This is a genomic window from Methanohalophilus mahii DSM 5219 (assembly GCF_000025865.1).
GTDB lineage: Archaea > Halobacteriota > Methanosarcinia > Methanosarcinales > Methanosarcinaceae > Methanohalophilus > Methanohalophilus mahii.
Genome location: NC_014002.1, coordinates 1,878,874 through 1,902,408 on the forward strand (window position 1 = coordinate 1,878,874; position 23,535 = coordinate 1,902,408).

23 protein-coding genes, 1 tRNA gene and 1 rRNA gene are annotated in these 23,535 nt (G+C 44.1%); 10 read left to right on the forward strand and 15 right to left on the reverse strand.

Annotated elements, in window-relative coordinates; translation table 11 throughout:
• Nucleotides 1-9: 9 nt before the first annotated feature.
• The 3 genes from glyA to MMAH_RS09570 are packed head-to-tail and all read right to left on the reverse strand — an operon-like array spanning nucleotide 10 to nucleotide 2,912.
• Entirely contained in the window at nucleotides 10-1,251 is a 1,242-nt protein-coding gene (gene glyA, locus MMAH_RS09560) for a serine hydroxymethyltransferase (protein WP_013038352.1), read from the reverse strand.
• Nucleotides 1,252-1,287: 36 nt separating this feature from the next.
• Entirely contained in the window at nucleotides 1,288-1,896 is a 609-nt protein-coding gene (gene purN, locus MMAH_RS09565; RefSeq protein WP_013038353.1) for a phosphoribosylglycinamide formyltransferase, read from the reverse strand.
• 56 nt (nucleotides 1,897-1,952) lie between these two features.
• Nucleotides 1,953-2,912 (reverse strand): transcriptional regulator, encoded by a 960-nt coding sequence (locus MMAH_RS09570; protein WP_013038354.1) that lies wholly within the window; start codon nucleotides 2,910-2,912, stop codon nucleotides 1,953-1,955.
• A 68-nt stretch (nucleotides 2,913-2,980) separates the two neighbouring features.
• Here MMAH_RS09570 and MMAH_RS09575 point away from each other — a divergent pair, with 68 nt between their 5' ends.
• On the forward strand, nucleotides 2,981-4,258 hold the full coding sequence (locus tag MMAH_RS09575) for a tRNA(Ile)(2)-agmatinylcytidine synthase (protein WP_013038355.1): 1,278 nt from the start codon (nucleotides 2,981-2,983) through the stop codon (nucleotides 4,256-4,258).
• A gap of 1 nt (nucleotide 4,259) precedes the next feature.
• Here the strand turns inward: MMAH_RS09575 and MMAH_RS09580 are convergent, their stop codons facing one another.
• The gene (locus MMAH_RS09580) at nucleotides 4,260-5,042 is read right to left on the reverse strand and encodes an NAD+ synthase (RefSeq protein ID WP_013038356.1); all 783 of its coding nucleotides are present in this window, start codon (nucleotides 5,040-5,042) and stop codon (nucleotides 4,260-4,262) included.
• A 119-nt stretch (nucleotides 5,043-5,161) separates the two neighbouring features.
• Here MMAH_RS09580 and MMAH_RS09585 point away from each other — a divergent pair, with 119 nt between their 5' ends.
• From MMAH_RS09585 to MMAH_RS09595, 3 genes are read left to right on the forward strand one after another with little or no spacing between them, the layout of a single operon-like run.
• Complete coding sequence (locus tag MMAH_RS09585) at nucleotides 5,162-6,529, forward strand: ATPase domain-containing protein (protein ID WP_013038357.1); 1,368 nt, start codon at nucleotides 5,162-5,164, stop codon at nucleotides 6,527-6,529.
• A 44-nt stretch (nucleotides 6,530-6,573) separates the two neighbouring features.
• A complete protein-coding gene (locus MMAH_RS09590) occupies nucleotides 6,574-7,050 on the forward strand; it encodes an NOB1 family endonuclease (protein WP_013038358.1) in 477 nt (158 codons plus the stop codon).
• Between the two features lie 55 nt (nucleotides 7,051-7,105).
• Nucleotides 7,106-7,717 carry an orotate phosphoribosyltransferase-like protein gene (locus tag MMAH_RS09595; protein WP_013038359.1) on the forward strand — a complete coding sequence of 204 codons (612 nt, stop codon included), beginning with the start codon at nucleotides 7,106-7,108 and terminating at the stop codon, nucleotides 7,715-7,717.
• Nucleotides 7,718-7,725: 8 nt separating this feature from the next.
• Here the strand turns inward: MMAH_RS09595 and MMAH_RS09600 are convergent, their stop codons facing one another.
• Nucleotides 7,726-9,858, reverse strand: coding sequence for a DHH family phosphoesterase (locus MMAH_RS09600; RefSeq protein WP_013038360.1), 2,133 nt, complete (start codon nucleotides 9,856-9,858; stop codon nucleotides 7,726-7,728).
• Between the two features lie 181 nt (nucleotides 9,859-10,039).
• Between MMAH_RS09600 and MMAH_RS09605 the strand changes: the two genes are divergently transcribed.
• Together MMAH_RS09605 and MMAH_RS09610 are read left to right on the forward strand one after the other, a co-directional pair.
• On the forward strand, nucleotides 10,040-10,804 hold the full coding sequence (locus MMAH_RS09605; RefSeq protein WP_013038361.1) for a slipin family protein: 765 nt from the start codon (nucleotides 10,040-10,042) through the stop codon (nucleotides 10,802-10,804).
• Nucleotides 10,805-10,813: 9 nt separating this feature from the next.
• Nucleotides 10,814-12,115: an NfeD family protein gene (locus MMAH_RS09610; RefSeq protein WP_013038362.1), complete on the forward strand. Its 1,302-nt coding sequence runs from the start codon at nucleotides 10,814-10,816 to the stop codon at nucleotides 12,113-12,115.
• Here the strand turns inward: MMAH_RS09610 and MMAH_RS09615 are convergent, their stop codons facing one another.
• The 4 genes from MMAH_RS09615 to MMAH_RS09630 all read right to left on the reverse strand — a co-directional run bounded on the left by MMAH_RS09615 (nucleotide 12,116) and on the right by MMAH_RS09630 (nucleotide 15,748).
• Nucleotides 12,116-13,435: an AIR synthase-related protein gene (locus tag MMAH_RS09615; protein ID WP_013038363.1), complete on the reverse strand. Its 1,320-nt coding sequence runs from the start codon at nucleotides 13,433-13,435 to the stop codon at nucleotides 12,116-12,118.
• Between the two features lie 9 nt (nucleotides 13,436-13,444).
• Nucleotides 13,445-14,053, reverse strand: coding sequence for an imidazole glycerol phosphate synthase subunit HisH (gene hisH, locus MMAH_RS09620; protein ID WP_013038364.1), 609 nt, complete (start codon nucleotides 14,051-14,053; stop codon nucleotides 13,445-13,447).
• A gap of 45 nt (nucleotides 14,054-14,098) precedes the next feature.
• A complete protein-coding gene (locus MMAH_RS09625; RefSeq protein ID WP_013038365.1) occupies nucleotides 14,099-15,391 on the reverse strand; it encodes a UDP-glucose dehydrogenase family protein in 1,293 nt (430 codons plus the stop codon).
• A 117-nt stretch (nucleotides 15,392-15,508) separates the two neighbouring features.
• Nucleotides 15,509-15,748: an MTH865 family protein gene (locus tag MMAH_RS09630; RefSeq protein ID WP_013038366.1), complete on the reverse strand. Its 240-nt coding sequence runs from the start codon at nucleotides 15,746-15,748 to the stop codon at nucleotides 15,509-15,511.
• A gap of 113 nt (nucleotides 15,749-15,861) precedes the next feature.
• Between MMAH_RS09630 and MMAH_RS09635 the strand changes: the two genes are divergently transcribed.
• The gene (locus MMAH_RS09635; RefSeq protein ID WP_013038367.1) at nucleotides 15,862-16,626 is read left to right on the forward strand and encodes a winged helix-turn-helix domain-containing protein; all 765 of its coding nucleotides are present in this window, start codon (nucleotides 15,862-15,864) and stop codon (nucleotides 16,624-16,626) included.
• 2 nt (nucleotides 16,627-16,628) lie between these two features.
• Here MMAH_RS09635 and MMAH_RS09640 read toward each other — a convergent pair whose 3' ends face one another.
• Entirely contained in the window at nucleotides 16,629-18,455 is a 1,827-nt protein-coding gene (locus tag MMAH_RS09640; protein ID WP_013038368.1) for a PINc/VapC family ATPase, read from the reverse strand.
• Between the two features lie 52 nt (nucleotides 18,456-18,507).
• Complete coding sequence (hisI, locus tag MMAH_RS09645) at nucleotides 18,508-18,870, reverse strand: phosphoribosyl-AMP cyclohydrolase (RefSeq protein WP_013038369.1); 363 nt, start codon at nucleotides 18,868-18,870, stop codon at nucleotides 18,508-18,510.
• A gap of 226 nt (nucleotides 18,871-19,096) precedes the next feature.
• On the opposite strand from hisI, the gene MMAH_RS09650 reads away from it, so the two are divergent.
• The 3 genes from MMAH_RS09650 to MMAH_RS09660 all read left to right on the forward strand — a co-directional run bounded on the left by MMAH_RS09650 (nucleotide 19,097) and on the right by MMAH_RS09660 (nucleotide 20,982).
• Nucleotides 19,097-20,158 (forward strand): hypothetical protein, encoded by a 1,062-nt coding sequence (locus MMAH_RS09650; protein ID WP_013038370.1) that lies wholly within the window; start codon nucleotides 19,097-19,099, stop codon nucleotides 20,156-20,158.
• Nucleotides 20,159-20,254: 96 nt separating this feature from the next.
• Nucleotides 20,255-20,578 carry a HesB/IscA family protein gene (locus MMAH_RS09655; RefSeq protein WP_013038371.1) on the forward strand — a complete coding sequence of 108 codons (324 nt, stop codon included), beginning with the start codon at nucleotides 20,255-20,257 and terminating at the stop codon, nucleotides 20,576-20,578.
• Between the two features lie 53 nt (nucleotides 20,579-20,631).
• A complete protein-coding gene (locus tag MMAH_RS09660; protein WP_013038372.1) occupies nucleotides 20,632-20,982 on the forward strand; it encodes a nascent polypeptide-associated complex protein in 351 nt (116 codons plus the stop codon).
• 23 nt (nucleotides 20,983-21,005) lie between these two features.
• On the opposite strand, the gene MMAH_RS09665 is transcribed toward MMAH_RS09660, so the two are convergent.
• The 4 genes from MMAH_RS09665 to MMAH_RS09680 all read right to left on the reverse strand — a co-directional run bounded on the left by MMAH_RS09665 (nucleotide 21,006) and on the right by MMAH_RS09680 (nucleotide 23,504).
• A complete protein-coding gene (locus MMAH_RS09665; RefSeq protein WP_048902197.1) occupies nucleotides 21,006-22,433 on the reverse strand; it encodes a dihydrolipoyl dehydrogenase in 1,428 nt (475 codons plus the stop codon).
• Between the two features lie 290 nt (nucleotides 22,434-22,723).
• A complete protein-coding gene (locus MMAH_RS09670; RefSeq protein WP_245526227.1) occupies nucleotides 22,724-23,095 on the reverse strand; it encodes a hypothetical protein in 372 nt (123 codons plus the stop codon).
• A gap of 186 nt (nucleotides 23,096-23,281) precedes the next feature.
• A 5S ribosomal RNA gene (rrf, locus tag MMAH_RS09675) occupies nucleotides 23,282-23,403 on the reverse strand.
• A 29-nt stretch (nucleotides 23,404-23,432) separates the two neighbouring features.
• Nucleotides 23,433-23,504, reverse strand: a tRNA-Cys gene (locus tag MMAH_RS09680).
• Nucleotides 23,505-23,535: the final 31 nt, after the last annotated feature.

Consider the following 23,535-nt stretch of genomic DNA (forward strand, 5'->3'; position numbering starts at 1 on the left):
TTAACCACCTTAGAGATGCTTGTAGATCGGGAAGTCACTGCACAGTTGCTGTACATCAGCATTTACCTGATCAAGTACAGGCTGGTCTTTTGGATTATGGATTACTGTTTCTATAAAGTTAGCAACATCTTCCATCTGGGCTTCCTTCATACCACGAGTGGTTACCGCAGGAGTGCCTGCACGCAGACCACTTGTGATGAATGGGCCACGGGTTTCGAAAGGTATAGTGTTCTTGTTGATAACAATCCCACCATTGCTCATATAGGTCTCAGTCTCCTTACCGGTCAGATCATATTTGTTGAGATTGATGAGCATAAGATGGTTATCCGTGCCACCGGCCACAATATCAAAATCACGGTCAATCAGATTTGCACAGAGAGCTTTTGCATTTTTCACGGTCTGTTTCTGGTCCTGCTTGAACTTATCAGAAAGAGCTTCTTTAAATGCAACAGCCTTGGCAGCAATAATATGCATAAGAGGACCGCCCTGGAGACCGGGGAAGACTGTTTTATCCACACTTTTTGCATATTCTTCACAACACATGACCATCCCTCCACGGGGACCCCTCATTGTTTTGTGTGTGGTCGTTGTTACAAAATCAGCATATGGCACCGGGCTTGGATGTTCACCGGCCGCAATAAGGCCTGCGATGTGAGCAACGTCCGCAAGCAGGTATGCATCCACAGAATCAGCGATTTCACGGAATCGTTTGAAGTCTATTGTGCGGGAATATGCAGAAGCACCGGTCACTATCATCCGGGGTTTTTCCTTTTTTGCCATTTCCTCGAGGGCATCGTAATCCAGCTCTTCGGTTTCCTCTGCTACTCCGTAGGGTACAATATCATAAAGTTTACCTGAAAAACTTACAGGACTTCCATGGGAAAGATGACCTCCGTGGGAGAGATCCATTGCCATAATCTTGTCACCTGGATTGAGGACAGAGAAGTAAACAGCCATATTGGCACCTGAACCTGAATGCGGCTGGACGTTCACATGCTCGGCACCAAAAATTTCCTTGGCCCTTTCAATCGCCAAATCCTCTGCAATATCAACAAATTCACAGCCTCCGTAGTATCTCTTACCGGAGTAGCCTTCTGCATACTTGTTGGTCATAATGGAACCCTGAGCTTCCATTACCGCCCTGCTTGTGTAATTCTCTGATGCTATAAGGTTGAGTTTATAGTCCTGTCTTTCGGCCTCAAGCTCCAGTGCTCTGGCAATATCGGGATCTGTTTCTGAAATATAAGACATATTGTTCCTCCTTGTATCTTTGAATCTATGAGATGATTATAATATATGTACACGTCTTCCTTTTACGTCCAGTCTTCCTTCGGCAAACAACTTAACTGCTTCGGGGAAAATAATATGTTCCTGTGCAAGTATTCTTTCAGAAAGGGAATCTTCCGTATCCGAGTCAAGTACAGGTACACTTTTTTGTAGAATAATCGGGCCGGAATCCATCCCTTCATCAACAAAATGTACAGTGCAACCTGAGATTTTTACACCATATTCCAGGGCCTGTTTCTGAGCATGCAGACCTTTAAAAGAAGGCAAAAGGGCGGGATGGATATTCATTACCCTGTTATTGTAGGCCTTTATTAAATTGGAACCCAGAATTCGCATGAAACCGGCAAGTAAGAGCACATCCGTACTGAATTTTTCAAGAACTTCCAGAAGTGCATTCTCAAAATGTTTTTTGGATTCATAAACAGCCGGGTCGATAAAAACAGCATTTATGCCGTGATTCATAGCCCTTACAAGGCCATAAGCGTCCCTTTTATCACTTATAACCACACTGACACAGGCATTTGGGATATAACCACTTTCTACATTATCAATAATTGACTGTAGATTAGAGCCCCTGCCGGATATCAGGACTGCAATGTTGAGAGTCATTGCCCATCCTAAGGGAATTGCCATATATTATAGTTTTGGAGAAAATAATCCAAAAATCAATAATCAACCGTCGCACTGGCTCTTTCACTTATAAGGTCATCCAATTCTTCTGAATCCGAAAGAGAATCCAATTCCTTTCTTTCAATCAGAACTGTGTGTTCTACCGATGTAATTTTACTTTCTCCTTCAATGATATAAACCGATCTTGTACGTGTGATGGTAGATATATTGCTCATCAAATGAGCTCGCTTTACCATCGCATTGCTGTATTTACTTACTCCGGTCAGGAAAGTAGTGGAACAGTCCCTAGAAACCGCATTAAAAGGTGCCTGGGATATTGAAAGTACATCATAACCTAGCCCGTAAATGAAACTCAGGATACCATCTGTAGGAGGCTGTAAGGTGTCATTTTCATCCGGTTCCTGCCGGGAACGATGAAATGGACCCAGGATATCAATGGATCTTGCAAGCGCCACATCAAGCAACTCTTCCAGTTCGAGTACAACATCAATGGAAGCATCCATGCAGCCTTCCTCATATTTACTGATGGTACGCCGGGATACTCCCAGATGTGACGCCAGGGAACCAATGGACATCGAAAGTTGACTTCTGGCATCCCGCAGCACATCACCATCAATGGAAACATAAAGACCCCCGGGAGCTGCCGAAATCAGAGGAGGTATGCCTTCTACAAAATAATCATAAAGGGTCTGGACATTAAGAGCAGGGATCTCATAACGAACATAGACTACGCTATCTTCAAGCATCTGATCACGTGTTTTTGCCCCGATCAGCATCGGAGTACCTCCAAGGTATCCTGCCAATGCTTTCATTTCAGATGCTGTTTCTTCATTCAGGCTATCAATATTATATAGTGCCTTACAGAAAAGAAGTACACCATCCTGCCTTGCTGCCAGATCAAAACTACGAGGCCTAATGTTACAGCGGCTAGATACAGTAAAATTACTCTTTTCCAGTACATCAATGATTTGATGTATTAGAATGTCTTTTGTCATGACAAGCTATAATGTCCTTGCACATCTATATAAATATATCTACCCACAAATGCATGATACGAAAAAACATGATCATAAGCTTTGATGATACAGATTCCCGCAGTCTTGGGATGTGTACCACATACCTTGGTGCCCTATTGATGGATGAACTTAAAGCGTATGGCAAACCTGTCGGCCTGCCTCTGCTTATAAGATTGAATCCTACCATACCATTCAAAACCCGGGGCAATGCTGCCGTTGCGATCAAAATAGAGACATCTGAACGTGAAAAAGTTAAAAAACATGTAATACAGAGAATAGAAGAACTGGCACAGATGGAAGACGAAAATACAAATCCAGGCGTAGTCTTTCTCGAAAATAACAATGAAGAAGTGAAAAATGTCCTGGCCGCCTTTTTCAAACGCACTGTGCAACACGTAATCACCATCCGACAAGCAAAAGAAATCATTGAAAAATGCGAACTTGATGCCAGGGGGTACAAAAACGGCCGTGGACTGATAGGAGCACTGGCTGGCTGCGGCGCCATGCTGGAAGAAAAGTGGGACCACACCTATGAATACCTGTCCTACAGGCAGAAAGAAACATGGGGTACACAGCGATTTGTAGATGAGAATAGTGTTATCCGGGCAGATGACGCCACCTATCCCAATACATGGGACAACCGGGATATTGCAAACAATCTGGTGGTCTGCATACCCCATTCGCCAGATCCTGTCCTTTATGGAATTCGGGGAAAGACACCCGAATACGTCTCCCATGCCGCCTCCATGATAGAGGGAGAAGTTACAGAGAGATATGCAATCTACAAGACAAACCAGGGAACCGATATGCATCTGATTCCTGCAGAAAGTATCAGTAATCTGCAGGACATGGAATCATACATAATCCAGGGATTTGTGGCTTCAACTCCCCGTACAATTGAAGGAGGACACACCCTATTCCTTTTCAGGGACAAAGAAGGAGAAGAAATGGAGTGTGCCGCTTTTGAACCCACAAAAAACTTCCGGGAACTAATTCGCAAACTTATCCCGGGAGATCATATAACACTACACGGAAGTGTCAAGAATAAGACACTGAATATTGAAAAAATTGATGTGATAGAACTTGCGGAAAAATGCAGGAAGGTCAACCCCCTGTGCCCTGAATGTAAAAAGAGAATGAAATCCACCGGAAAGGGACAGGGATATCGATGCAGGCGTTGCAAAACACAGGCAGATACAGCCATAAGGTCCAAAGTTGAAAGGGAGATCAAAACCGGAATGTATGAGGTACCCCCCTGCGCCCGCAGGCATCTTTCAATGCCTCTCGTGCGGAAAAGAGGAAAGGATACCCACCCTTCAAGATAATTCAGATCCTTATATCTGCAAGGTCTGCTACAGGAGGCAGCATTCGTTTGTGGATATTGGAATCTACGCGCTGGAGAAGTTTGTCCAGCTCGGATTCTGAGACACCGCATTCAAAGGCTACTGCACTGGCCTCCTCCCCTGCAAGCATTTTTATCAGGATGCTGTCGATTGTAGCATAGGAGTGTCCCAATTCCTTTTCATCTGTCTGGCCTTCCCAGAGAGCGGCTGAGGGGGATTTGTCAATGATTTCGCCGGGTACACCTGTCATTTCCGCCATTTGGAACACTTCAGTTTTATAGAGGTCGCCGATTGGTTCTAGGTCCACCCCCCCGTCGCCATACTTGGTATAATAACCTAACAAGATTTCGGTCTTGTTGCCGGTACCTGCCACAAGCCTGCTGTCAAGATTGGCATAATAGTAAAGAATTGACATCCTGATCCTGGCTTTCAGATTCCCGTTAACGTATTTGTTAGCAGGATCAGACCCTGGCATATTTGCCAGATACGTTTGAACGATTCCCCCGATTTCAATGGTCCTGAATTCAATACCTAACCCATTGGCCACCTCGGTTGCATGCAGTACATCTTCAGGCGGCGTTACATTCAGTTCAGGCAGATGCAATCCCAATACATTCTCAGCACCAAGGGCTTCCACTGCCAGATGTGCCACAAGTGCAGAATCCACTCCACCGCTGATACCTACAACAGAACCGGTTACACCGGCATCCTCACATTTCTCTCGAATGAAATCCACTATTCTATTCTTTGCTTGCAGAATATCCATCTGTATCCACCTGAGATGGCATTATTTGGACGGATTGTATTAATACATTTACGCAAGAAAGAACGAGGTTTAAATAAAATAAAAGATATATTTTAGATGAATATATAAAGGAGTATCTAATGCAACAAGTCACCACCCACATCCAGGGCCTGGACAGCATACTCAAGGGAGGTTGGAATTGTCCTTCTGCGACCCTTGTAGCCGGTGTTGCAGGCAGCGGAAAGACCACGTTTGCATTACAGGCAATATGTGAAAGCGCAAGAGAAGGAAAAGTTTGCCTGTATGTTACTTCGGTCAACGAACCTGCCACAGTCGTGAACAACTTTGTATCAAGGCTGAGTCATTATGACGTATCCCGGATTTCCAGAGGAAACATACACCAGATATCCATTGATATCAAGAGCCTCGATCGGGGAATATATTCCTTCATGTGGAATCTCGAGGATTCCATTGAAAAAATAAAACCTGAGATAATCGTTATTGATCCCATTACAATCATAGGATGCAGTTTCGATAAGAATATCAGAAGAAGGTTCTACTATGAATTTTTCAAAAGGATGAAAAAATGGAATTCAGTGGTACTTGTTACCGGAGAGATGTCCGAAAAGGAAATTGAAGAAAGTACACTGGGATATGTAACAGATGGAATAATACATCTTACAAATAAAGAAGATAGGCAGCAGCGAAATCGCTATCTTGAAGTGCTAAAACTGCGGGGACAGGAATACATCCCGGGCAAACACAGTTTTTCCATAACCAGTGAGGGAATAACAGTACTTCCCTGGCAGGACAGGACAACCAACCGCGAAGAAAGCAAACTACTTGAAACGGGCCTATGCGGGTTGGACTATATGCTTTGTGGGGGTCTGAGAGCAGGTTCGGCAAATTATATCGGGGGGCCCACCGGCACAGGTAAAACCCTGATGGGTATCCGATACGTAAAAAAGGGAACTGAGCAGGATGAAAAGGGCATCATCGTTTCATTTGATGAAACAAAAAATGACATTCTGAATCGTGCTGAATCCGCAGGGATGGAACTTGAAAAAGATATTCGTGCAGGAAATATCGAAATATTGCAACTCTCCACAAATGATTTTGCCAGGCATTTCCACGAAATTCAACAGACGGTAGAAAAGGTCAATGCGACAAGGATTTTTGTTGATGACGTGCAAAAACATATGAAAACTATGGAAGGGACTAACTTTATCCAGCACCTCGTGGCAAAATACAAAAATGCAAACATCACACTCCTGATGACAGGAACCATATCATCCGGACTGCCACTAATTGGTGAAGCCGGCAAGAAATTGCACGCTGACAGCACCATAGCAACCTGTTATGTAGCAGACAAATTGAATTTGAAAAAGGGCCTCATCGTCCTCAAGAACTTCAATTCTAAACATAAGAAAGAAATCCATGAGATCAATATTGACGAAAACGGGCTGGAAATTAAAGGAATATTACCTCTTACCGATATAATATCCTGAAGATGCAGGTTTAATTTTAATAATCCTTAAACATATCTAACCCCATGAAAATTTACATCGCAGACACCGGCGTTTTCATCAACCGTAAGGGTAGGGACCGCCAGCTTGTTACAGTGCCCTCGGTAATCGATGAAACAAAGGCAAAATACACAAGCATGGAAATGTTGATCGCCCTTGAAACCGGGGCAAAAATAGAGCAACCAGATCCTGTATTCAGGGAAAAAATCGTGGACAAGGCAGAAGGCACCGGTGATATTGAAGAACTTTCCGGGACTGATATCGATGTGCTGGCAAAAGCTCTGGAATATGGGAAAAATGCCGTCCTCATGACAGATGATTATGCTGTGCAGAATGTGGCTAGCATGCTTGGTATAAAGATAGAGCCCATATCTCAATCCAGAATAAAGGACAAAATAATCTGGGGGAAAAAATGCACCGGCTGCATGAAAAGATTTGACAATGGTGAAGAATGTCCCATCTGTGGGTCCCCCCTCAAGAAGATACGTAAAAGAAAGATATAATATTATAAAGGATGTATAGGAAAATAGACAACATAAAACAGCACATGGGGATTAAATGAAGAATATAGAAGAACTTATACAAAAAGCAGCCGAACTGCAAGCCAATGGTCTTGTTACCGGCCAGATCGCAAATGAACTTAATGTCTCCAGGGATACGGTCACATGGCTTCTCATGCGGGGTAAAAGAGGTGCTGAGGCCCCTGCACCCAAGGATATCTCTGTAAACTGGAGTGCCATAGGTAAAAGCTCCTTCCGCCTGCGTTATATTTCACAGGCCCTGTGTGACATGGTGCTCGAATCCCTTGATGACAATGACCAGATGGCAGACATGGTCGTGGGAATCGGATTAAGCGGTGTACCCATGGCCACCATGATTGCCGAGGAACTGGGTATCGAATTTTCCATATTCCACGGTTATGACAGCCAGAAAGAGAGGGATAAAAACACAGGAATTTTCAGCAGAAATTTCGGGCATGTAGAAGGAAAGAACTGCATTATTGTGGATGATGTGGTCTCATCTGGCTCAACGATTACCGATGTAATTGAACAGATAAAGAAAAGCGGATCAAACCCTGTTGCAATTGCAGTCATTATTGACAAGAAAAATTCGGAAACAATCAGTGGAGTCCCCGTGAACTCACTTATCAAACTGGCAAGGGTGGATTAAAGGAGATATTAAATCTCCATATCCACTTCATACTGGCCTATTTTTTCCACGAGTTTGGATAGTACCTTTTTACGCATCCCTCCAACGAACTTGATACTTCCGACAACAAGATGGCCACCCCCATTCACTCCTCCACCAACAATTTCCTCATGGAGCTGCCTGACAATTTCAGGAATATTCATCTTAACCCCACGTGACCTTATAACTGCAAAGTCCGGTCCATAGCCGATGGTCACAATCGGTTTGCCTTCATTTTTCCTGCAGATTTTGTCATGAACTTCCCCGGAGGTCTTACCCGGTGCAGGGAAAGTGAATTTGTGAGCATAGTTCTCCACATCAAGCACATTCATGATAGCCCCGTTGGGCAGTTGCTGTGATTTGACATTGGGCATACATGCCTCAAGTTGCTCATCCATCATGGCCCTTGCCTGTTCACACAGCAGACTTACAAGTTTTTTATGCCTGATGTAGTCACCAAAATTGAGAAGATCGTTTACAATTCCCCTTCCACTGTTGAATTTCAACCAGTAGGCTTCAAAATCAAGGGCCAGGGCAATATCCTGCAAATCTTCCAGAGAATATCTGGAAGAGACGAGATCAATATATTGATAGGCCTCATCGGATTCTGAACGATCACCCACAGCAGCGATTGCAGGGAGATGTTGTATCTGTTCTGTGACGTCAGGATTGATCATCCGTGCAACCTCTGTGGAAAGCATACCGGCAGTCTGACCGAAGTCCCCACCCACATGAGCAGGGTTTACATGGGCCAGAAGGTAATCATCAACGACCTTATCGGGATGATGATGGTCCACAACCACCATATCAATACCATATATCAATGCCTGTCTCATCGCGGGTACGTCTTCCTCCGTGGAACCATTATCCACCATCACAACAAGAGGCAGTTTCTGGTCATGCCTTTCCGCATCTTCAAGAGCAAAGGAAATATCCTTGGTCACATCCATGATCTCATAAAAGGGGGCTTTTGAAGGAGAACGTTTATAGAAATAGTATTCTCCGTCCTGACCGTTGACTTCACGAATAAGAGGCAGGATTGCCTTTTCAATGGCCACACCGGCAGTCATGCCATCAGCATCAGCGTGGTGGCGCAACAAAATAGGACGTGATCTGAGAATGGCTTTTTTGATAATTCGGGCAACCTCTTTCATCTCAGGACGAAGGTCTTCCAGAAGCTTGCTTTTGACAAGGAATTCTATATCATGAGGTTCTGCCCTCTGGTCAAGTATACGGTCTATGCGTTGTCTGACGGTCTGTTCTCTTTCATCTGTGAGCTGCTTCATACTCTTGACTTCAAGCTGCAGATCCTCTCCCCTGAGATTGACCTCACCCGTAAGAGATACCACCATATCCGAATCAATGTCCGGATATGCCCGCTCCCCTGCACTTTCAAAGGCTGCACAGGGAATTATCCCGCCTTCATCGGAAATTACGAAAATGGTGGGACCGCCTGTTTGTTTGACCTGGAGCACCTCTCCTTCGATACGCACAAGCTTACCCACATAATCCTTCAATTCAGACGAGATACGCACCGGAATTTCCTTTTCGACTTCTACGACCTTATGTTCACCGACAATTCGTGGTAGCAGGTCCATTTTCCCGTCGGAACGAATCTCATTTATCTCTACGACAAGCCTTTCCCCGGGTTCAAGTTTGGCCTTTATGTTGCTTGAATGGATCAACCCGCGCAGATTGGAATTAAGGTTCACAAAAGCCCCGAATGATGCGAGGTTGTTTACCTCTGCATGGTAATATTTGCCCACGGAAAGCTCGTTCATGTCACAGGAGTCGTCCAGCACATGGACCACCTTTACTTCATTACATGATTTGCATATCTCGCGTCCGTCTATCAGGTGATCGATAGATTTACCGCATAGGTCACAGTTATAAAGAAATCCGTCCCCTCCACAGGAAGGACATGGGTCCTTTATTTCAACTTCCCCGCTGCCACCGCATTTTTCGCATACGGAACTTCCCTTGAGGAAACTGTTTACATCATTTTCTGAAAGTTCCATAAGATTCATTGATTTTGGTTTCCCGGAGCCCTTGCATTCGGGACATTTCTGTATTGAGGACTCACGGGCACCAGTTCCGCCACATTCACTGCATTTTTCTTTCATTGTATCTGTGTTGCTGATTGACCTGCTTGTTTATGTAGGTTGCTGCAAAAAGTGGATACTATTTGGCATTTTTAAATTATCTACCTGCAGAGAATTAGTAATATATCCACCTGTTCCATCCATCCCACCAATAACTTTTAGAAGTATTGTATGCAAAGTATCATAGAGGGAGAGTTAAAGCATGGTAGAACAATATATAATTCCTGCATTAATCGTATTAGTAATAATCCTGTCCCAATCCATCAAAGTGGTAAAGGAGTATGAGCGAGTGGTCATCTTCAGGTTGGGCAGATTTAGTGGAGTAAAGGGTCCGGGTGTGTTTTTCATAATCCCCATTATCGATACTGCGGTCAAGGTAGATCTACGTATCGTAACAATAGACGTCCCGAAACAGGCAGTTATCACCTACGATAATGTGACAGTGGCAGTGGATGCAGTCGTTTATTACAAAGTCCTCAACCCCGAATCAGCAGTTACCGAAGTAGAGGATTACAAGTATGCAACTTCAATGCTGGCACAAACAACCCTGCGTGATGTAGTCGGCCGAATCGAACTTGATGAAGTTCTTTCTGGAAGAGAGGAGGTCAATAAGGACATACAGGAGATGCTGGATGTTTCCACCGATCCATGGGGAATCAAGGTCACCTCGGTCACCCTGAGGGATGTAAGTGTTGATGAAAAGATGCTCAGGGCCATTGCCCAGCAGGCAGAGGCCGAGCGTGAAAAGCGGTCCCGTATTATCCTTGCAGATGGAGAGTACAAGGCTTCCCAGAAATTGCTTGATGCCGCCAGGCTCTATCAGGAAGTGCCCACCACAATAAAGCTGAGGGAGTTGCAGACCATAGCTGAGGTTGCCAGGGAAGGCAACACTATTGTAGTCACCAACACCTCTGACAGTGGAGATATAGCGGCTCTGACCCAAGCTTTCACTGCAAAGAACAAATGAGGGTGATCCATGAGGATCAAAACCCTTTTCCTTTTTCTTTTTGCACTTTTTTTACTGACTGCTACACTATCAACTGCCAGCTCTGAAAAAGTAATGGTGCTGGATATGTCAGATTCCATTACACCGGCATCCGACGCTATGGTAAGCGACGCACTGGAAATTGCCGAGACAGAAAATTATGAGGCACTTGTAATAACCTTGAATACCCCTGGAGGGGGACTGCAGGAAACCCTGAACATAATAGAGACTATAGATGCCTCCCCTGTTCCTGTAATAGGCTACGTTTATCCCGAAGGAACAAAAGCTTGGTCTGCCGGCACACTGATTCTTATCAGCACCGATATCGCGGCCATGGCGCCATTCACTGTAATTGGTTCGGCCCAGCCTGTACAGGTATCCCCTACCGGTGGCTCAGAACCGATCAATGACTCAAAGATGATAAACGCAATTGTTGCCCTGTCCAAGGAAAAAGCAAGCAAGCATGACAGAAATGTGACCGCTGCAGAGTTATTCATCACCGAGAACTTGAACCTCAATGCAGAACAAGCAAAGGAAAGCAACGTTATTGAATATATTGCAGAAGATATACCAGACCTGCTTGAACAGATAGACGGGATGACTGTCAAGGAAAAACAGCTCAACACATCAGGAGCAGAAATTGTCAATTATGAGCCAAATCTGAGCCTGTATCTTATGAATATAATATCAAATCCCATTATATCATCCCTGTTGTTGATGATAGGAATATATGCCATTGTCCTGGGAATTTCCAGCCCGGGTGCAGGGGCGGAAATTTTCGGTGCTATTCTTATAGCCCTTGGCCTGATTGGCATGGGATTTGATGTCAATATAGCAGCCCTGTTCCTGATTGGTGTGGGGGTGGTCCTGCTTATTCTCGAATTGCAGGCGCCGGGATTTGGCATATTTGGTATTGCAGGAATATTGTGCCTGATAGCAGGTAGTATATTCCTGGTACCCATGGATTTCCCGCGCTGGTACACACCTGCAGATGTACAGAGGAGTATGATGTTCTATATTGTTATACCCACGATAATAATCGGACTGTTCTTTGCCTTTGCCATATACAAAGTGTTGCAGGCAAAGGGGCGCAAGCCAATTATTGGCGAAGAAATGACCGGTGAAATTGCCGAAGCGATAGATCCTATATCCGAAGGCAACCCGGGTTATGTACGATACAGCGGAGAATACTGGAAAGCCCGCTCAGAAGACACCATCGACCGGGAAGAAAAAGTGGAAATACTGGAAAAGGATGGACCCGTCCTCATTGTCCGCAAAGTCAAGGGGAAGTAATCACTGCTTCCCCAACATCTCCACTAGACGTCTCTTTTTGGATATCGCCTCTTCAGCCGCCCTATCAACCGCTTTGCTCATTGCCTCGAAGTCAGAGGGAGTGGTATCTCCGACCATCTTCTTAATTGGTGTGTAGGCAGATTCACGGAAGCGTGGCGTGAAGTCCCGGCGGTGTCCATCAACAACAAGCTCGGCACCTTGTCCTTTTTCAACATAGCCAACTGTTGCAATATCGACACCGGCATTTTGAACGGTTTCAAGAATTTCCTGCTCATGTTCAGGGGGGACTATTAAGAGGAGGGAATCCAGGGATACACCCAGATAATCTATATTGAGATTTTCAAGCATCCTGAAGACCCGGGGATTTACGAGCCGACGCATATTTTCCTCTTCAAAGACAAGTTTGACTCCTGCAGTCCTTGAGATTTCCTTGGCATCACCGCGCACCCCCCCATTAGTAACATCGGTCATTGCATGTACTTTTTTATCCAGGTCTTTTTCAAGGAGTGCCTCGCATGCCTGAAGGAACTTGATATTGATGGTCTCATCCACCACATCATGCATCCCGTAATAGAGAGCGGTTGTGGAAATAGTTCCACCACCTGCACCTTCGGTCATGAGAATCACATCCCCGATTTCGGCCCTCTCCCTTGCAGTCATCGAAGAAGCAACACCCACAGCACCGACGCCACCGGTCATTCTATCTCCGATTACCATATCCCCTCCAATACGCAGGGTACTTCCGGTCACAAGAGGGATATCTGTAAGTTCCGATACTGCGGTGATACCTGCGACATGGTCGAATATCTTTGCTACATCCCCGTCATCGGCCACATGGATATCCGAAAGCAGGGCAAGGGGCCTGGAGCCCATTACATAAACATCCCTTAAAGAAGCCCTGGCAACATGGAAACCTGCAAGGAAAGGAAAATCACTTAATCTGGAATGAATGCCATCGATTGTGACTATGAGGAAATCTCCTCCCTCCATCTGCACAGCTCCGGAATCATCCAGATGGGTGCTGTCTACTGCAGCTTTGGTGCTGCCTATTACCTCGGCAATTTTTTCATGGGCATAGAAATCACCGATGCCCCTGGAACCCACGCCGAACTGACCCATGGTTACTCCTGAAGTAATCGGGGATAGTATGTCGCCCTTTACATCCAGAGTTGCCCTGGCTTCTTCAACGGCCGCTTTTGCAAGTGCAATAGCATGCTGTCTGTCCGTGTCCTTTATTTCCATGATACGTTCTGCAAGTTTTTCGGCAATTCCGTCTTCTCCACGAAGCAGGGCATGCCTGGCATAGCCTTCAATATCCATGATTAATCCTCAGCACATTTTAACAAAATTACTCAATATCCTCAACCCCACTTCACCGCTCTTCTCCGGATGGAACTGGGTTCCTATTACATTGCCTTCTTCATTAACAACGGATGCAGCAAACTCTACACCATATTCACAGGAAGCAAGAGCATGATCATCGTCAGTACTCACATAATAGGAATGTACAAAATAGACATAGGAACCATCTTCGATACCCTCATAGATAGGATGTTGCTGTGTTATATTAATGGAATTCCATCCCATATGTGGAACTTTAAGTTTACTATGGGGAAAACGAATAACATTGCCGGGAATGAAACCCAGCCCGTCCCGCATGCCTCCTTCCTCGGAATTTGTCATAAGCATCTGGTGACCCAGACAAATGCCAAGCAGGGGTTTGCCTGATTCGACATAACCATAAAGAACATCCAGGAAAGGCTTGATGTTGCTCATGGCATCACTGAATGCTCCTACACCGGGCAGTACAACCCCATCACTGTTCTCGATATCTGCAGGGTCTATAGAGATATTTACAGAAGCTTTGGCATGTTCCAGCCCTTTCTGGACACTCCTGAGATTACCAAGGCCATAATCAATGATGGTTATTTGTTTCATGTCAGATAAAAAAGGGTTTTGATACATCAATGTATCGAACAATGCTCACCAGCATAACCCCTCATACTCCACATCCTCCAGTTCTTCAGGATCTAAAAGATAGCGCCCGTCAACCAGAAGTTTCCTGTCCATCGAATCAAATTCAGTGTTAAGTTTTCTGAACTCGTCCCATTCAGTCATTAACAGACAGGCCTGTGCACCCTCAAGAGCTTCCTGTGCGCTGGATGCATAGGTAATGTCGGGAAAGACCTTTTTCATGTTATCAGCGGCAAGAGGATCATAGGCATGGATATCCGCCCCTTTTTCCAGCAATTTCCTGATAACGGGGATCGAACGGGATTCACGTATATCATCGGTGTCATTCTTGAAAGCCAGGCCCAGCACGGCAATCCTTTTATCTTTGATCTCCGGTAGTTTGTCCTCCAGGATCTCAACCATCTGGAGAGGTTGCAGTTCATTGACCTCGATTACTGATTCCAGCAGGGAAGGATAATAATCCAGATCCTTTGCACTTCCGATCAGGGCACGGACATCTTTGGGGAAACATGAGCCACCAAAACCCGCCCCACTATTCAAGAAAGCCGGATTGATACGGAAATCTCTGCCTACAGCATCCATTACCTGATAGGTATCAATACCCAGACGTTTGCAGATGTTGCCCACCTCATTGGCAAAAGATATCTTGGTGGCCAGAAAAGCATTATTCACGTACTTGATCATCTCTGCTGTACGTAGATTTACACTGGTTACCTCACAATCAATATCCCTGTAAAGACCGGATACGATGGAATCAGAACGTCTGTCAAGGGAGCCTACCACTATTTTATCGGGATTCAGGAAATCATGAACAGCTCGGCCTTCACGCAGGAATTCGGGATTCATGGCAAGCCCGAGGGTTTCTCCAGCCTTACGTGCGGAATATTCCTCCAGAATGGAACGAACTACCCCTTCTGTTGTACCGGGTACAACCGTACTTTTCACCACCACAGTATGATAAGCATTCTTGGAAGCAATTGATTCCCCAAGACTCTTACTTGCAGCGGCGACTATCGAAAGATCAATCTCCCCGTTATCTGAGGAAGGTGTGCCCACACAAATAAAAGATACATCGGTATTCTGTACAGCATAATCATAATCAGAAGTGGCAATCAGGTTTTTCCCCACATGCTTGTTCATAAGCTCTTCCAGTCCCTCTTCCCATACAGGAGGATAACCATCATTGATTTGCCGTACTTTCTCTTCATCAATGTCAATACATATCACTTCATGACCCAATTCGGCAAAACAGGCTGCTGTAACCGAACCCACATAACCTGAACCTACAATAGAGACTCTCATAACTATAACTCCTGGCTGTGTAAATTGTTGGCAATTCTATATTAGGATGATGGTTTACCGGGCAAAAAAGACACAAAGACGAATCAAAAAAAGAGGGGATTGATATGATCCCCTGATTTACAGGCCTGCCCTGTCAACAAGTAAATCAGCTACCTGTTGGGCACTGGTAAACGGGAAATCGCTTTCCTTGAGCAAGCCGCCTGCTTCGCCGGCGGTAATTTCTACATCCCCGGATTTGCAGGTTGTGTCCGCCCCTGCAGGAAAAGCTGCCAGAAGGGCTTCAGGAGTTTTTATCGGAAACTGTGCATTTTCAAGGCCACCCTTAATCTGAGCGCGTATATCTTCTTTTACAGACATTGTATATCACCAATTGCCAAAAGGGTGTATATTAATATATACTTGATCGTTAGTAAAATGTATTAAAAGCATATTTGTACATAAAAATAACCTTAAATAGGGATGTTAAAAACATGCATGACAGGAAAAACCAAAGCAACCACCCCCCAGACCATCAGGAACTTGACGAAATTAGACAGGAAATCACTTCCATGAGGAAAGAATTCAACCGTTTTCTTGAAAATTCCAACCGCAATATTGTAGAACAACTTGCATCTGATTTGAAAAAGAATTTTTCCAGAGTTTTGATTGAATACATCAACAATGATATCGAATCATGCCTGAGGGAAAAGATGATCAAGAATTGCAAGATGCGGGACTTCTGTGAACAAAAATTCAATGAACTGCTAGGAGAGACCTCCTACCTCATAAGCAAGGATGATGTGAAGAAAGAAACTATTGAAAAATACTGGAAAGAGATAGAAAACCTACGTAAAATGACTGGCATGCCAATGTGCGACCAGTGTTTTTCACATGTAAATAACCTCTACCGGAAGCAGATAGATGTAATGCAATCCCTGCAGATATATGACCGTCAGGACAGAGAGCAAAAGACAGATAAGTTGCCTGTCGAAGTGGTACCTGCAATCTGTGAACCCGTGGCAAACAAACAACGATTATCCATACTAAAAGCTCTTGCAGGAACCCCCAGAGGATTCTCGGAACTGTCCAAAATTACCAACCTGAGAGGAGGGAATCTCCTGTTTCACCTGCAAAAACTCCTGGATACACAGATGATAGTCCAGCAGGGAGATAGAGGGGATTATTACATATCAAAGAAGGGATATACAACCCTTGAAGGGCTACATGCCATATATTCAAAAATTGATAACAATTGAACTTACAATATTTTAATTAATACCGGGTAACCCTCATCGATTCCATCAACAATCTCATCAGCAATCGGAGAACCTTTACGCACCTTGATATCCCCGTGCCTGCTCACGGTTGCAGTGAAGAGATATTGCTCACCGACAAAAACCTCCACATCAGTCTTAGCCAGTTCCGGCGTTGAAAGTACAACGTGTTTCTTCGTATGCTCGACTACCGGCCTGACCTCCATAGGAACTTCCTTTTTGGATTGGCCATCAAACTGGCGTACATCGATATGTACTCCCAGCATTTTTTCAATGCGGTCAATCACAGAGCCCCCTTTTCCTATTACCTTTGGGACATCATGTTCGAAAACCCGCACAACAGCCTTACTATCATTTACCATTTCCACTTCTACCGGACCACTGACATAATTTTCCACAACCTCACGTATTTCGCCTTCGGCCAGATTCCAGGCAGGTTTCTTGAATTCCAGTGCAACAGGCATCACAACTACCTGCTCACCATAGGTGTAAATCTCATATTCCACTTTGTCTGTTTCAAAATCCGACACTGTGATTACCGGTCTTGCAAGATCAGCTTCGGTCATACCAGAAGGAACCTTTACAGTGAAATCCAGTATCTGGACCTTTGCGACTTCTCCTTTTTCAATAAATACAACCGTATCCACTACCTGTGGAATCACTCCCAGCTCAACCCTTCCAATCAGACGCTGTACGGCATCTACTGCCCTGTTGGCATGTACTACACCGACCATGCCCACACCAGCAAGCCTCATGTCAGCAAAGATACCGAAATCCCGGCTTTTCCTTACCTCATCATAAATCGTATAATCTGGCCTCACAAGCAAAAGGACATCTGCAGTATTGGCCATATCACCATCCAGCGGGGCATACTGGGTTATCTCACGGGGCACCTGAAGGTCCCGGGGGGATTCCATAGTCTTTACAACATAACCTCTTTCATGCAAATATATAGCAAGCCCGGCTGCAAAAGTTGATTTACCCGCACCAGGGGGTCCTGAGATCAGGACACCTCTCTGCATATCCACACGTTCCTTAAGCTGCTCACTGAGCCTGTACTCATCGAATTTCACAGAAGCTACCGGTCGCACAGCTGTAATCTCAATATCATCTGAAAATGGTGTCTGGGAGATAGCAATCCTCATATTACGAATCTGCAGAACGGAAGCCCCGCCCGTAGACATTTCAATGAAAGATTCATTGTCAGCCCGGGCTCTCTCCAGAAGTTCTCTGGACATCTGGTGCAGTTCACCATAACTGCAGGGTTCATCCCGGATTTTTTCAAATCTCACATCCCTTATACTGCCTCTTTTAGCCATTGGGGATACTTTGTTTTTCAGGTGTACCGACATCGTGTCATCAGTGAAGAAGTTCTCTATGTGCAGAGGAATAAACTCAGCCGAAGGTGGATGAAGGTACTCCACCTCCAGTCCCCTGGCACGACCAAAGTCTGCCTGGAGCCTGTCCCCCGTGACAAAAAGTGCATCAAAATCCTCTGCAGTTGATCGTATAAGGGCATCTATTTCCCCTCCCTTTGCAAGTTGCACCTGCTCAAGGCTGGGACGCTCTCCCACAAAATCAAGCTCTATAAGACCTTCCTGTTCGAACTTATTAAGCTGGTTAAGTTCTTCCAGCCCCTTTTGCCCGATCTCAAGCCCCCTGTTTGCCTGGGCTTCCAATTCGGCCACTACAGCTTCGGGGATCAGAAGCTTGGCTCCCCTGTACTCTCCCTCCTTCACCTTTTGGGAAACACGGCCATCTATAATTACGCTTGTATCGGGTACGATCTTCAGAGCTTTAGGATTATCCATATTTATTGCTATGATACGAAGATATTTAATTTAATTGCATCGTGAGTACAAATCAGTAGACATCATCGGGATCAAAGACCCTTTTACCAACTATATCTCCATTGATATTCCTGTAAAAGCATGACCTGTAACCCACATGGCATGCTCCCCCATCCTGCCTTACTTTCAGGAGCAGGGTATCCATATCACAATCCACAAGGATGTCCTTTACATATTGAATGTGTCCGGAACTCTCCCCTTTTTTCCACAACTTCCCACGGCTGCGGCTCCAGTAGTGTGCAATACCGCTATCAAGGGTTTTTTCAAGGGATTCGCGATTCATGTATGCAAACATCAATACATCCCCGTTCTCATGGTCTTGCACAATTGCCGGAATAAGGTTATCTTTGAATTTCATGTCATCTATAGCTATCATCGAATCACTGTAAATAAAACTATAACTATAAAAACTAAGAGGAATCAATATATAAAAAGATTGGAGATTTAAATATATCAATATCCCTGACATGCATGCCAATATAGTTGAAAATAATCAGAAGAGTGTCTGTGAAATTGAATTCAGAATGCGGGAAAGGAAAGGGAATTGAGCTTGAAACTACTACTAGGGTACTTTAAAATTGATAATTTAAATTGGTGGAAAAATGAAACAAAACGTTACACAAATATTGAAGGATATTTTCACTTCATCTGGATACAGGATAGTGGACTCCAGTATCGCTGACCTGATCGCAGAAAAAGATGAAAAGAAAATGTATATAAAATTCAGTAATCTCCTGAATACATCATATATTGAAGATTTTGCATACAACATCCGCGACGGAGCCGGTCTGATCGTAGCAACCGAAAATGCCTCCCAGGAACAAATTGAATTCGCAAGTCAAAAAGGGGTTATTGTATGGGACAGGGAAGAACTTGCATATCAGATAGGTAACGCTGTGCTGGCAGACATCGAAGGGGAAAGTATTGAACTGGGAGGACAAAGTCCTCCTGTCGAAAAAACCACTGAAGAATATATCATCGCTGATGACAAGAAAAAGAAACCAAAGGTGTTTTCCGGCAACAAGAAAGAAGTGGAAAATAAACCAATTGAAAGCAAACCTGAGGTGAAATCTGATGTTGAGACAGTACCTTCAGTTGAAAACAAGGTAATCGACTTGCGCAGTGCCCCTGTAGATATTACCGGCGAGCGTGCGATATCAATAGCAAGGCCACATCAAAGGGATGTCACGAATGCAGCACTCAAGTTTGTACCCTTGTGGAAATATACTTATGAAATTCAGGCACAGAGACAATTCCGCTCCAAGATAATAGACATAGAAGGCAACGGAGAGGGATACTTTAACTCAATGAATGAAATTTTTGAGAATTTTGATCTGCCTGAAATAAGTAATCAGGTAGAGGTAAAAGTCAATGACTATGAAGTCAAAGCCCCAATCATTACAAAAGAAGAGGCCACCAAAGCTATCTATGAAAGAGTTATTGACCAGTACACCCGGGATGTCAAATTCGATAACACTATAGGTGAAGCTATAATTTCCGAACACAAAAGGATTTCTCCTTCCAAAAAAGAGATTGAAATGGAAATTGAGATGGTTTATTTGCCAGTATGGGAAGCTAAGGGTAAAAGAAATTCGGTGGAAATAAATGCTAATAACGGGGAAGTATTGTCAAATCCGGTCGATAACGATGTGGAAATAATGTGATTTGTTCCTACTGGAGCGAACAATATATATAGGAAAAATTTATATATATAACCCATTGCTAAAGGGAACCATAGCGAACCCTTAAGGAGAAAATACATGATAGAGATAACAGAAAAGGCAGCAACAGAACTTAGAACCCTGATGGAATCGGAAGACAAGAAAGACCACGCATTGAGGATTTTTGTCGCAGGGATGGGTTGCAGTGGTGTCCAGTATGGTATGGCACTTGATAATGAAACCAAAGAAGATGATGTTACTGTCACCGACAAGGAAATAAAAATCGTGATGGCAAATGACATCAATGAAGAACTTTCCGAAGCCACAGTCGACTTCATAGAAACCCCTCAAGGCAATGGATTTGTCATCGACAATCCCAGTGAGATGAGTGGGTGCGGTTCATGCGGCGGCAGTTGCCACTAAGTTATATATAACTGCAAGTAATAGGACATCATCCTTTAAAGGAGATATGATATATGATTCCAGGAATGGGCGGCAAGGGTATGAACCCAAAAAAGATGAAACAGATGATGAAACAGATGGGAATTAGTGTAGATGAAATTTCCGATGTGGAGCAGGTAATCATCCGTACCCCTGACAAAGATATTGTATTTAATGACGCAAACGTAAGCATCATGAATGCACAGGGAGTCGACACATATCAGGTCGTCGGCACTCCTGAGGAAGTAGCAAGGGAAGTTGAAATCCCCGAGGATGATGTCAGGCTTGTCACCGAACAGACAGGTGTGTCTGAAGAAAAAGCAAAAGAAGCTCTCAAAAATGCCAACGGCGACCTTGCCGAAGCGATTATGCAACTGTCTTCCTGAAAAAGGAGGGCAGCATTCCTATTTTAAGATTTTTCAAGCTCTTTTTCCTTAAGGATCATATGATACTCCCCTATGGAGTATTGAGAATAAAAAGCTCTTTTTACAACTTCACTCAGGGAAGGATGTATATCCATCGAATGTACGAGCGGATGAGTCTGGGGACCATCCACATACATCAAAGGAATTACCTGATGTATAAGTACCGACGACTGGGGCCCTATAATGTGGATTCCAAGGATTTGTTGAGAATTGTCTTCAATAATCACTTTCACGAAATAATCATGCAGATCCATGGCAAGGCCTTTACCTGTATTTTCAAATTCCTCAAAACCAATCGAAATACTTTCTTCACCGAAAGCTTCGATTGCTTCTGCTTCACTTAACCCCGCACCTGCTATCTCGGGCCAGGAAAATACAGCATGAGGTGCGGCATGATAATTCACCTTTATGTCCTGTCTGAGAATAGCATTCTGGAATACAACAGTCGATTCATAGTTTCCGACATGTTTGAAAAGCTGCTGTCCATTACAGTCCCCGAAAGCCCAGACATTCTTGCAGGTTGTTTCAAGCTTTTCATTAACCCTTATCCAGCCTTTTTCATCGGTAACAATATCCCCTTTCTCAGGATGGAGAATATCGGAATTGGAGGCCCTGCCTGTAGCCAGCAGGATTTGTTCAGCTTCAATGCTGATCTCATCGCCTTCATTATTTATCGCAGTAACCTTTTTCATTCCATTATTTTGTCCTACACTGACAACCCTGTAGCCAGTATGGATATCTAAATATTGTTCCATCTTCCTTCTTGCAAGAATGGATATTTCGGGCTCTTCCTGCTGCAGAACCCGCGGACCACTGCCAATAACAGTGACCCTGCAGCCCATGGCAGAAAAGAAATGTCCGTATTCAGCTGCTATGTAGCCAGCTCCCACGATTACAAGACTTTCAGGGAGAGATTCCATATTCAACACTTCATCACTTGTAAGGTATGTAACACTATCCAGCCCATCAATAGGAGGGACGAAGGGCTTTGAACCTGTGCAGAGAAAAATCATTGGGGCTTTGAGAGTTTCAGCCCCTACCTTCAGGGTATACGGTGCAATAAATTGGGCAACACCATGATAATAATCCAGTACATCATCGGATTCCAGGCCTTCACGTATCATAGCAATGTCTGAGTGAATGGCATTTCTCATCCTGTCCATTATAGATTTGAAATCAATATCTTCAATTTTTGCAGAGATACCAAACTTCTGTGCTGACTTTATTTCACGTACAAGTTCAGCCGGATACAAAAGCATCTTTGAAGGAATGCACCCCCTTGTTAAACATATACCACCTGGTTCATCTTTATCCACAACAGCAATTTTCATTTCCGGATTTTGCTGGAGGATGGACCCTACATAATTCATACCCGAGCCAGTACCTACGATAATCAAGTCATATTCTATCATATTATACCCCATCCAGAGATTATATCCAATAACAATTATAGATAATGGTTAAAGTTACATGATAAAACCTACTGGATAAGCAACAGATCCCGCTGCATTACTGTAAGGAGCCTGGCTCCGGGATCCAATGCATTTTACAGTGAGTTTTTCAAAGAAGCGATATCGATATAAAGATGTATATCAGCGAAATATTTAGCGATAAAAATACAGAAAATGTTGCAAACAACGAGTTGCCAATCCCTGCCAGAGCCATATAATTTCTGATGGTTCCAAATTTAAATGGCATGTGATCAGTCCAATATGCTGTTTATTTTTGTCCTGACAAGTATCTTTAGTTCTTTGAGATTGTTCAGTTTATTCATTTCCTCAGTAGATATAAAGAGCTCAAGGTCATTTTCCGTTTCGATATACCCACATGGGAAGGATGCTTCGATATTTCCATAGTTTTCAACAAATTCATCCCTGTGAAGGAACCGGACCGGAATGCCTAGCTGTTCGATAAAAACCTTCCATTCATCTTTCATACCGGTGCTGCCATAGGTGATTGCACACAATTTACAGCCATAACTTGCAGGTGAAACTATTTTATGGACATAATCTTTCATCTCATTCAATAAGCCACTATCTGCGTTATAAACAAAAACAATTGATGATATCTTCACGAAACTACCCCCGCCGTAGTAGAAAGATAGGTCTATATCCAATATATCCCATTTATACCTTTTATCCATTCAACTTTGGCTTGGCATAAAATTTGAGACATAATATCGATTTCTCTAACAGATTAATAATTGCAGGACAGATATTAAAAAAGTGTGTATTGAGAAAAGGTAAGTATCAATAAGTTGAGTCAGCAGCGATGTATAGTTCCCAAAGGCTCTCGCACTTTAGTACCGTATACAACGCTGGCAGGCTTATCTTCTGTGTTCGGGATGGGTACAGGAGTTACCCTGCCGCTATGGCCGCTGTACTCAACTTATATGAGATGGAATTGATGAAAGCCAAGGCCCGGATTCGAACCGGGATGGAATCGCTCTGCAGGCGATTGCGTAGCCGCTCCGCCACCTTGGCACATGGGTCATGTGCGAAGCGTGATTCTATG

Bases quoted from the DNA above. Each gene is read 5' to 3' on its own strand.
- MMAH_RS09610 (WP_013038362.1), top strand. From the start codon at position 10,814: ATGAGGATCAAAACCCTTTTCCTTTTTCTTTTTGCACTTTTTTTACTG.
- MMAH_RS09605 (WP_013038361.1), top strand. From the start codon at position 10,040: ATGGTAGAACAATATATAATTCCTGCATTAATCGTATTAGTAATAATC.
- MMAH_RS09630 (WP_013038366.1), bottom strand. From the start codon at position 15,748: ATGTCTGTAAAAGAAGATATACGCGCTCAGATTAAGGGTGGCCTTGAA.
- MMAH_RS09615 (WP_013038363.1), bottom strand. From the start codon at position 13,435: ATGGATATTGAAGGCTATGCCAGGCATGCCCTGCTTCGTGGAGAAGAC.
- MMAH_RS09635 (WP_013038367.1), top strand. From the start codon at position 15,862: ATGCATGACAGGAAAAACCAAAGCAACCACCCCCCAGACCATCAGGAA.
- MMAH_RS09595 (WP_013038359.1), top strand. From the start codon at position 7,106: ATGAAGAATATAGAAGAACTTATACAAAAAGCAGCCGAACTGCAAGCC.
- MMAH_RS09575 (WP_013038355.1), top strand. From the start codon at position 2,981: ATGATCATAAGCTTTGATGATACAGATTCCCGCAGTCTTGGGATGTGT.
- MMAH_RS09590 (WP_013038358.1), top strand. From the start codon at position 6,574: ATGAAAATTTACATCGCAGACACCGGCGTTTTCATCAACCGTAAGGGT.
- MMAH_RS09650 (WP_013038370.1), top strand. From the start codon at position 19,097: ATGAAACAAAACGTTACACAAATATTGAAGGATATTTTCACTTCATCT.
- MMAH_RS09585 (WP_013038357.1), top strand. From the start codon at position 5,162: ATGCAACAAGTCACCACCCACATCCAGGGCCTGGACAGCATACTCAAG.
- MMAH_RS09625 (WP_013038365.1), bottom strand. From the start codon at position 15,391: ATGAGAGTCTCTATTGTAGGTTCAGGTTATGTGGGTTCGGTTACAGCA.
- MMAH_RS09640 (WP_013038368.1), bottom strand. From the start codon at position 18,455: ATGGATAATCCTAAAGCTCTGAAGATCGTACCCGATACAAGCGTAATT.
- glyA (WP_013038352.1), bottom strand. From the start codon at position 1,251: ATGTCTTATATTTCAGAAACAGATCCCGATATTGCCAGAGCACTGGAG.
- MMAH_RS09655 (WP_013038371.1), top strand. From the start codon at position 20,255: ATGATAGAGATAACAGAAAAGGCAGCAACAGAACTTAGAACCCTGATG.
- MMAH_RS09580 (WP_013038356.1), bottom strand. From the start codon at position 5,042: ATGGATATTCTGCAAGCAAAGAATAGAATAGTGGATTTCATTCGAGAG.
- MMAH_RS09600 (WP_013038360.1), bottom strand. From the start codon at position 9,858: ATGAAAGAAAAATGCAGTGAATGTGGCGGAACTGGTGCCCGTGAGTCC.
- hisI (WP_013038369.1), bottom strand. From the start codon at position 18,870: ATGATAGCTATAGATGACATGAAATTCAAAGATAACCTTATTCCGGCA.
- MMAH_RS09570 (WP_013038354.1), bottom strand. From the start codon at position 2,912: ATGACAAAAGACATTCTAATACATCAAATCATTGATGTACTGGAAAAG.
- MMAH_RS09665 (WP_048902197.1), bottom strand. From the start codon at position 22,433: ATGATAGAATATGACTTGATTATCGTAGGTACTGGCTCGGGTATGAAT.
- MMAH_RS09660 (WP_013038372.1), top strand. From the start codon at position 20,632: ATGATTCCAGGAATGGGCGGCAAGGGTATGAACCCAAAAAAGATGAAA.
- purN (WP_013038353.1), bottom strand. From the start codon at position 1,896: ATGACTCTCAACATTGCAGTCCTGATATCCGGCAGGGGCTCTAATCTA.
- hisH (WP_013038364.1), bottom strand. From the start codon at position 14,053: ATGAAACAAATAACCATCATTGATTATGGCCTTGGTAATCTCAGGAGT.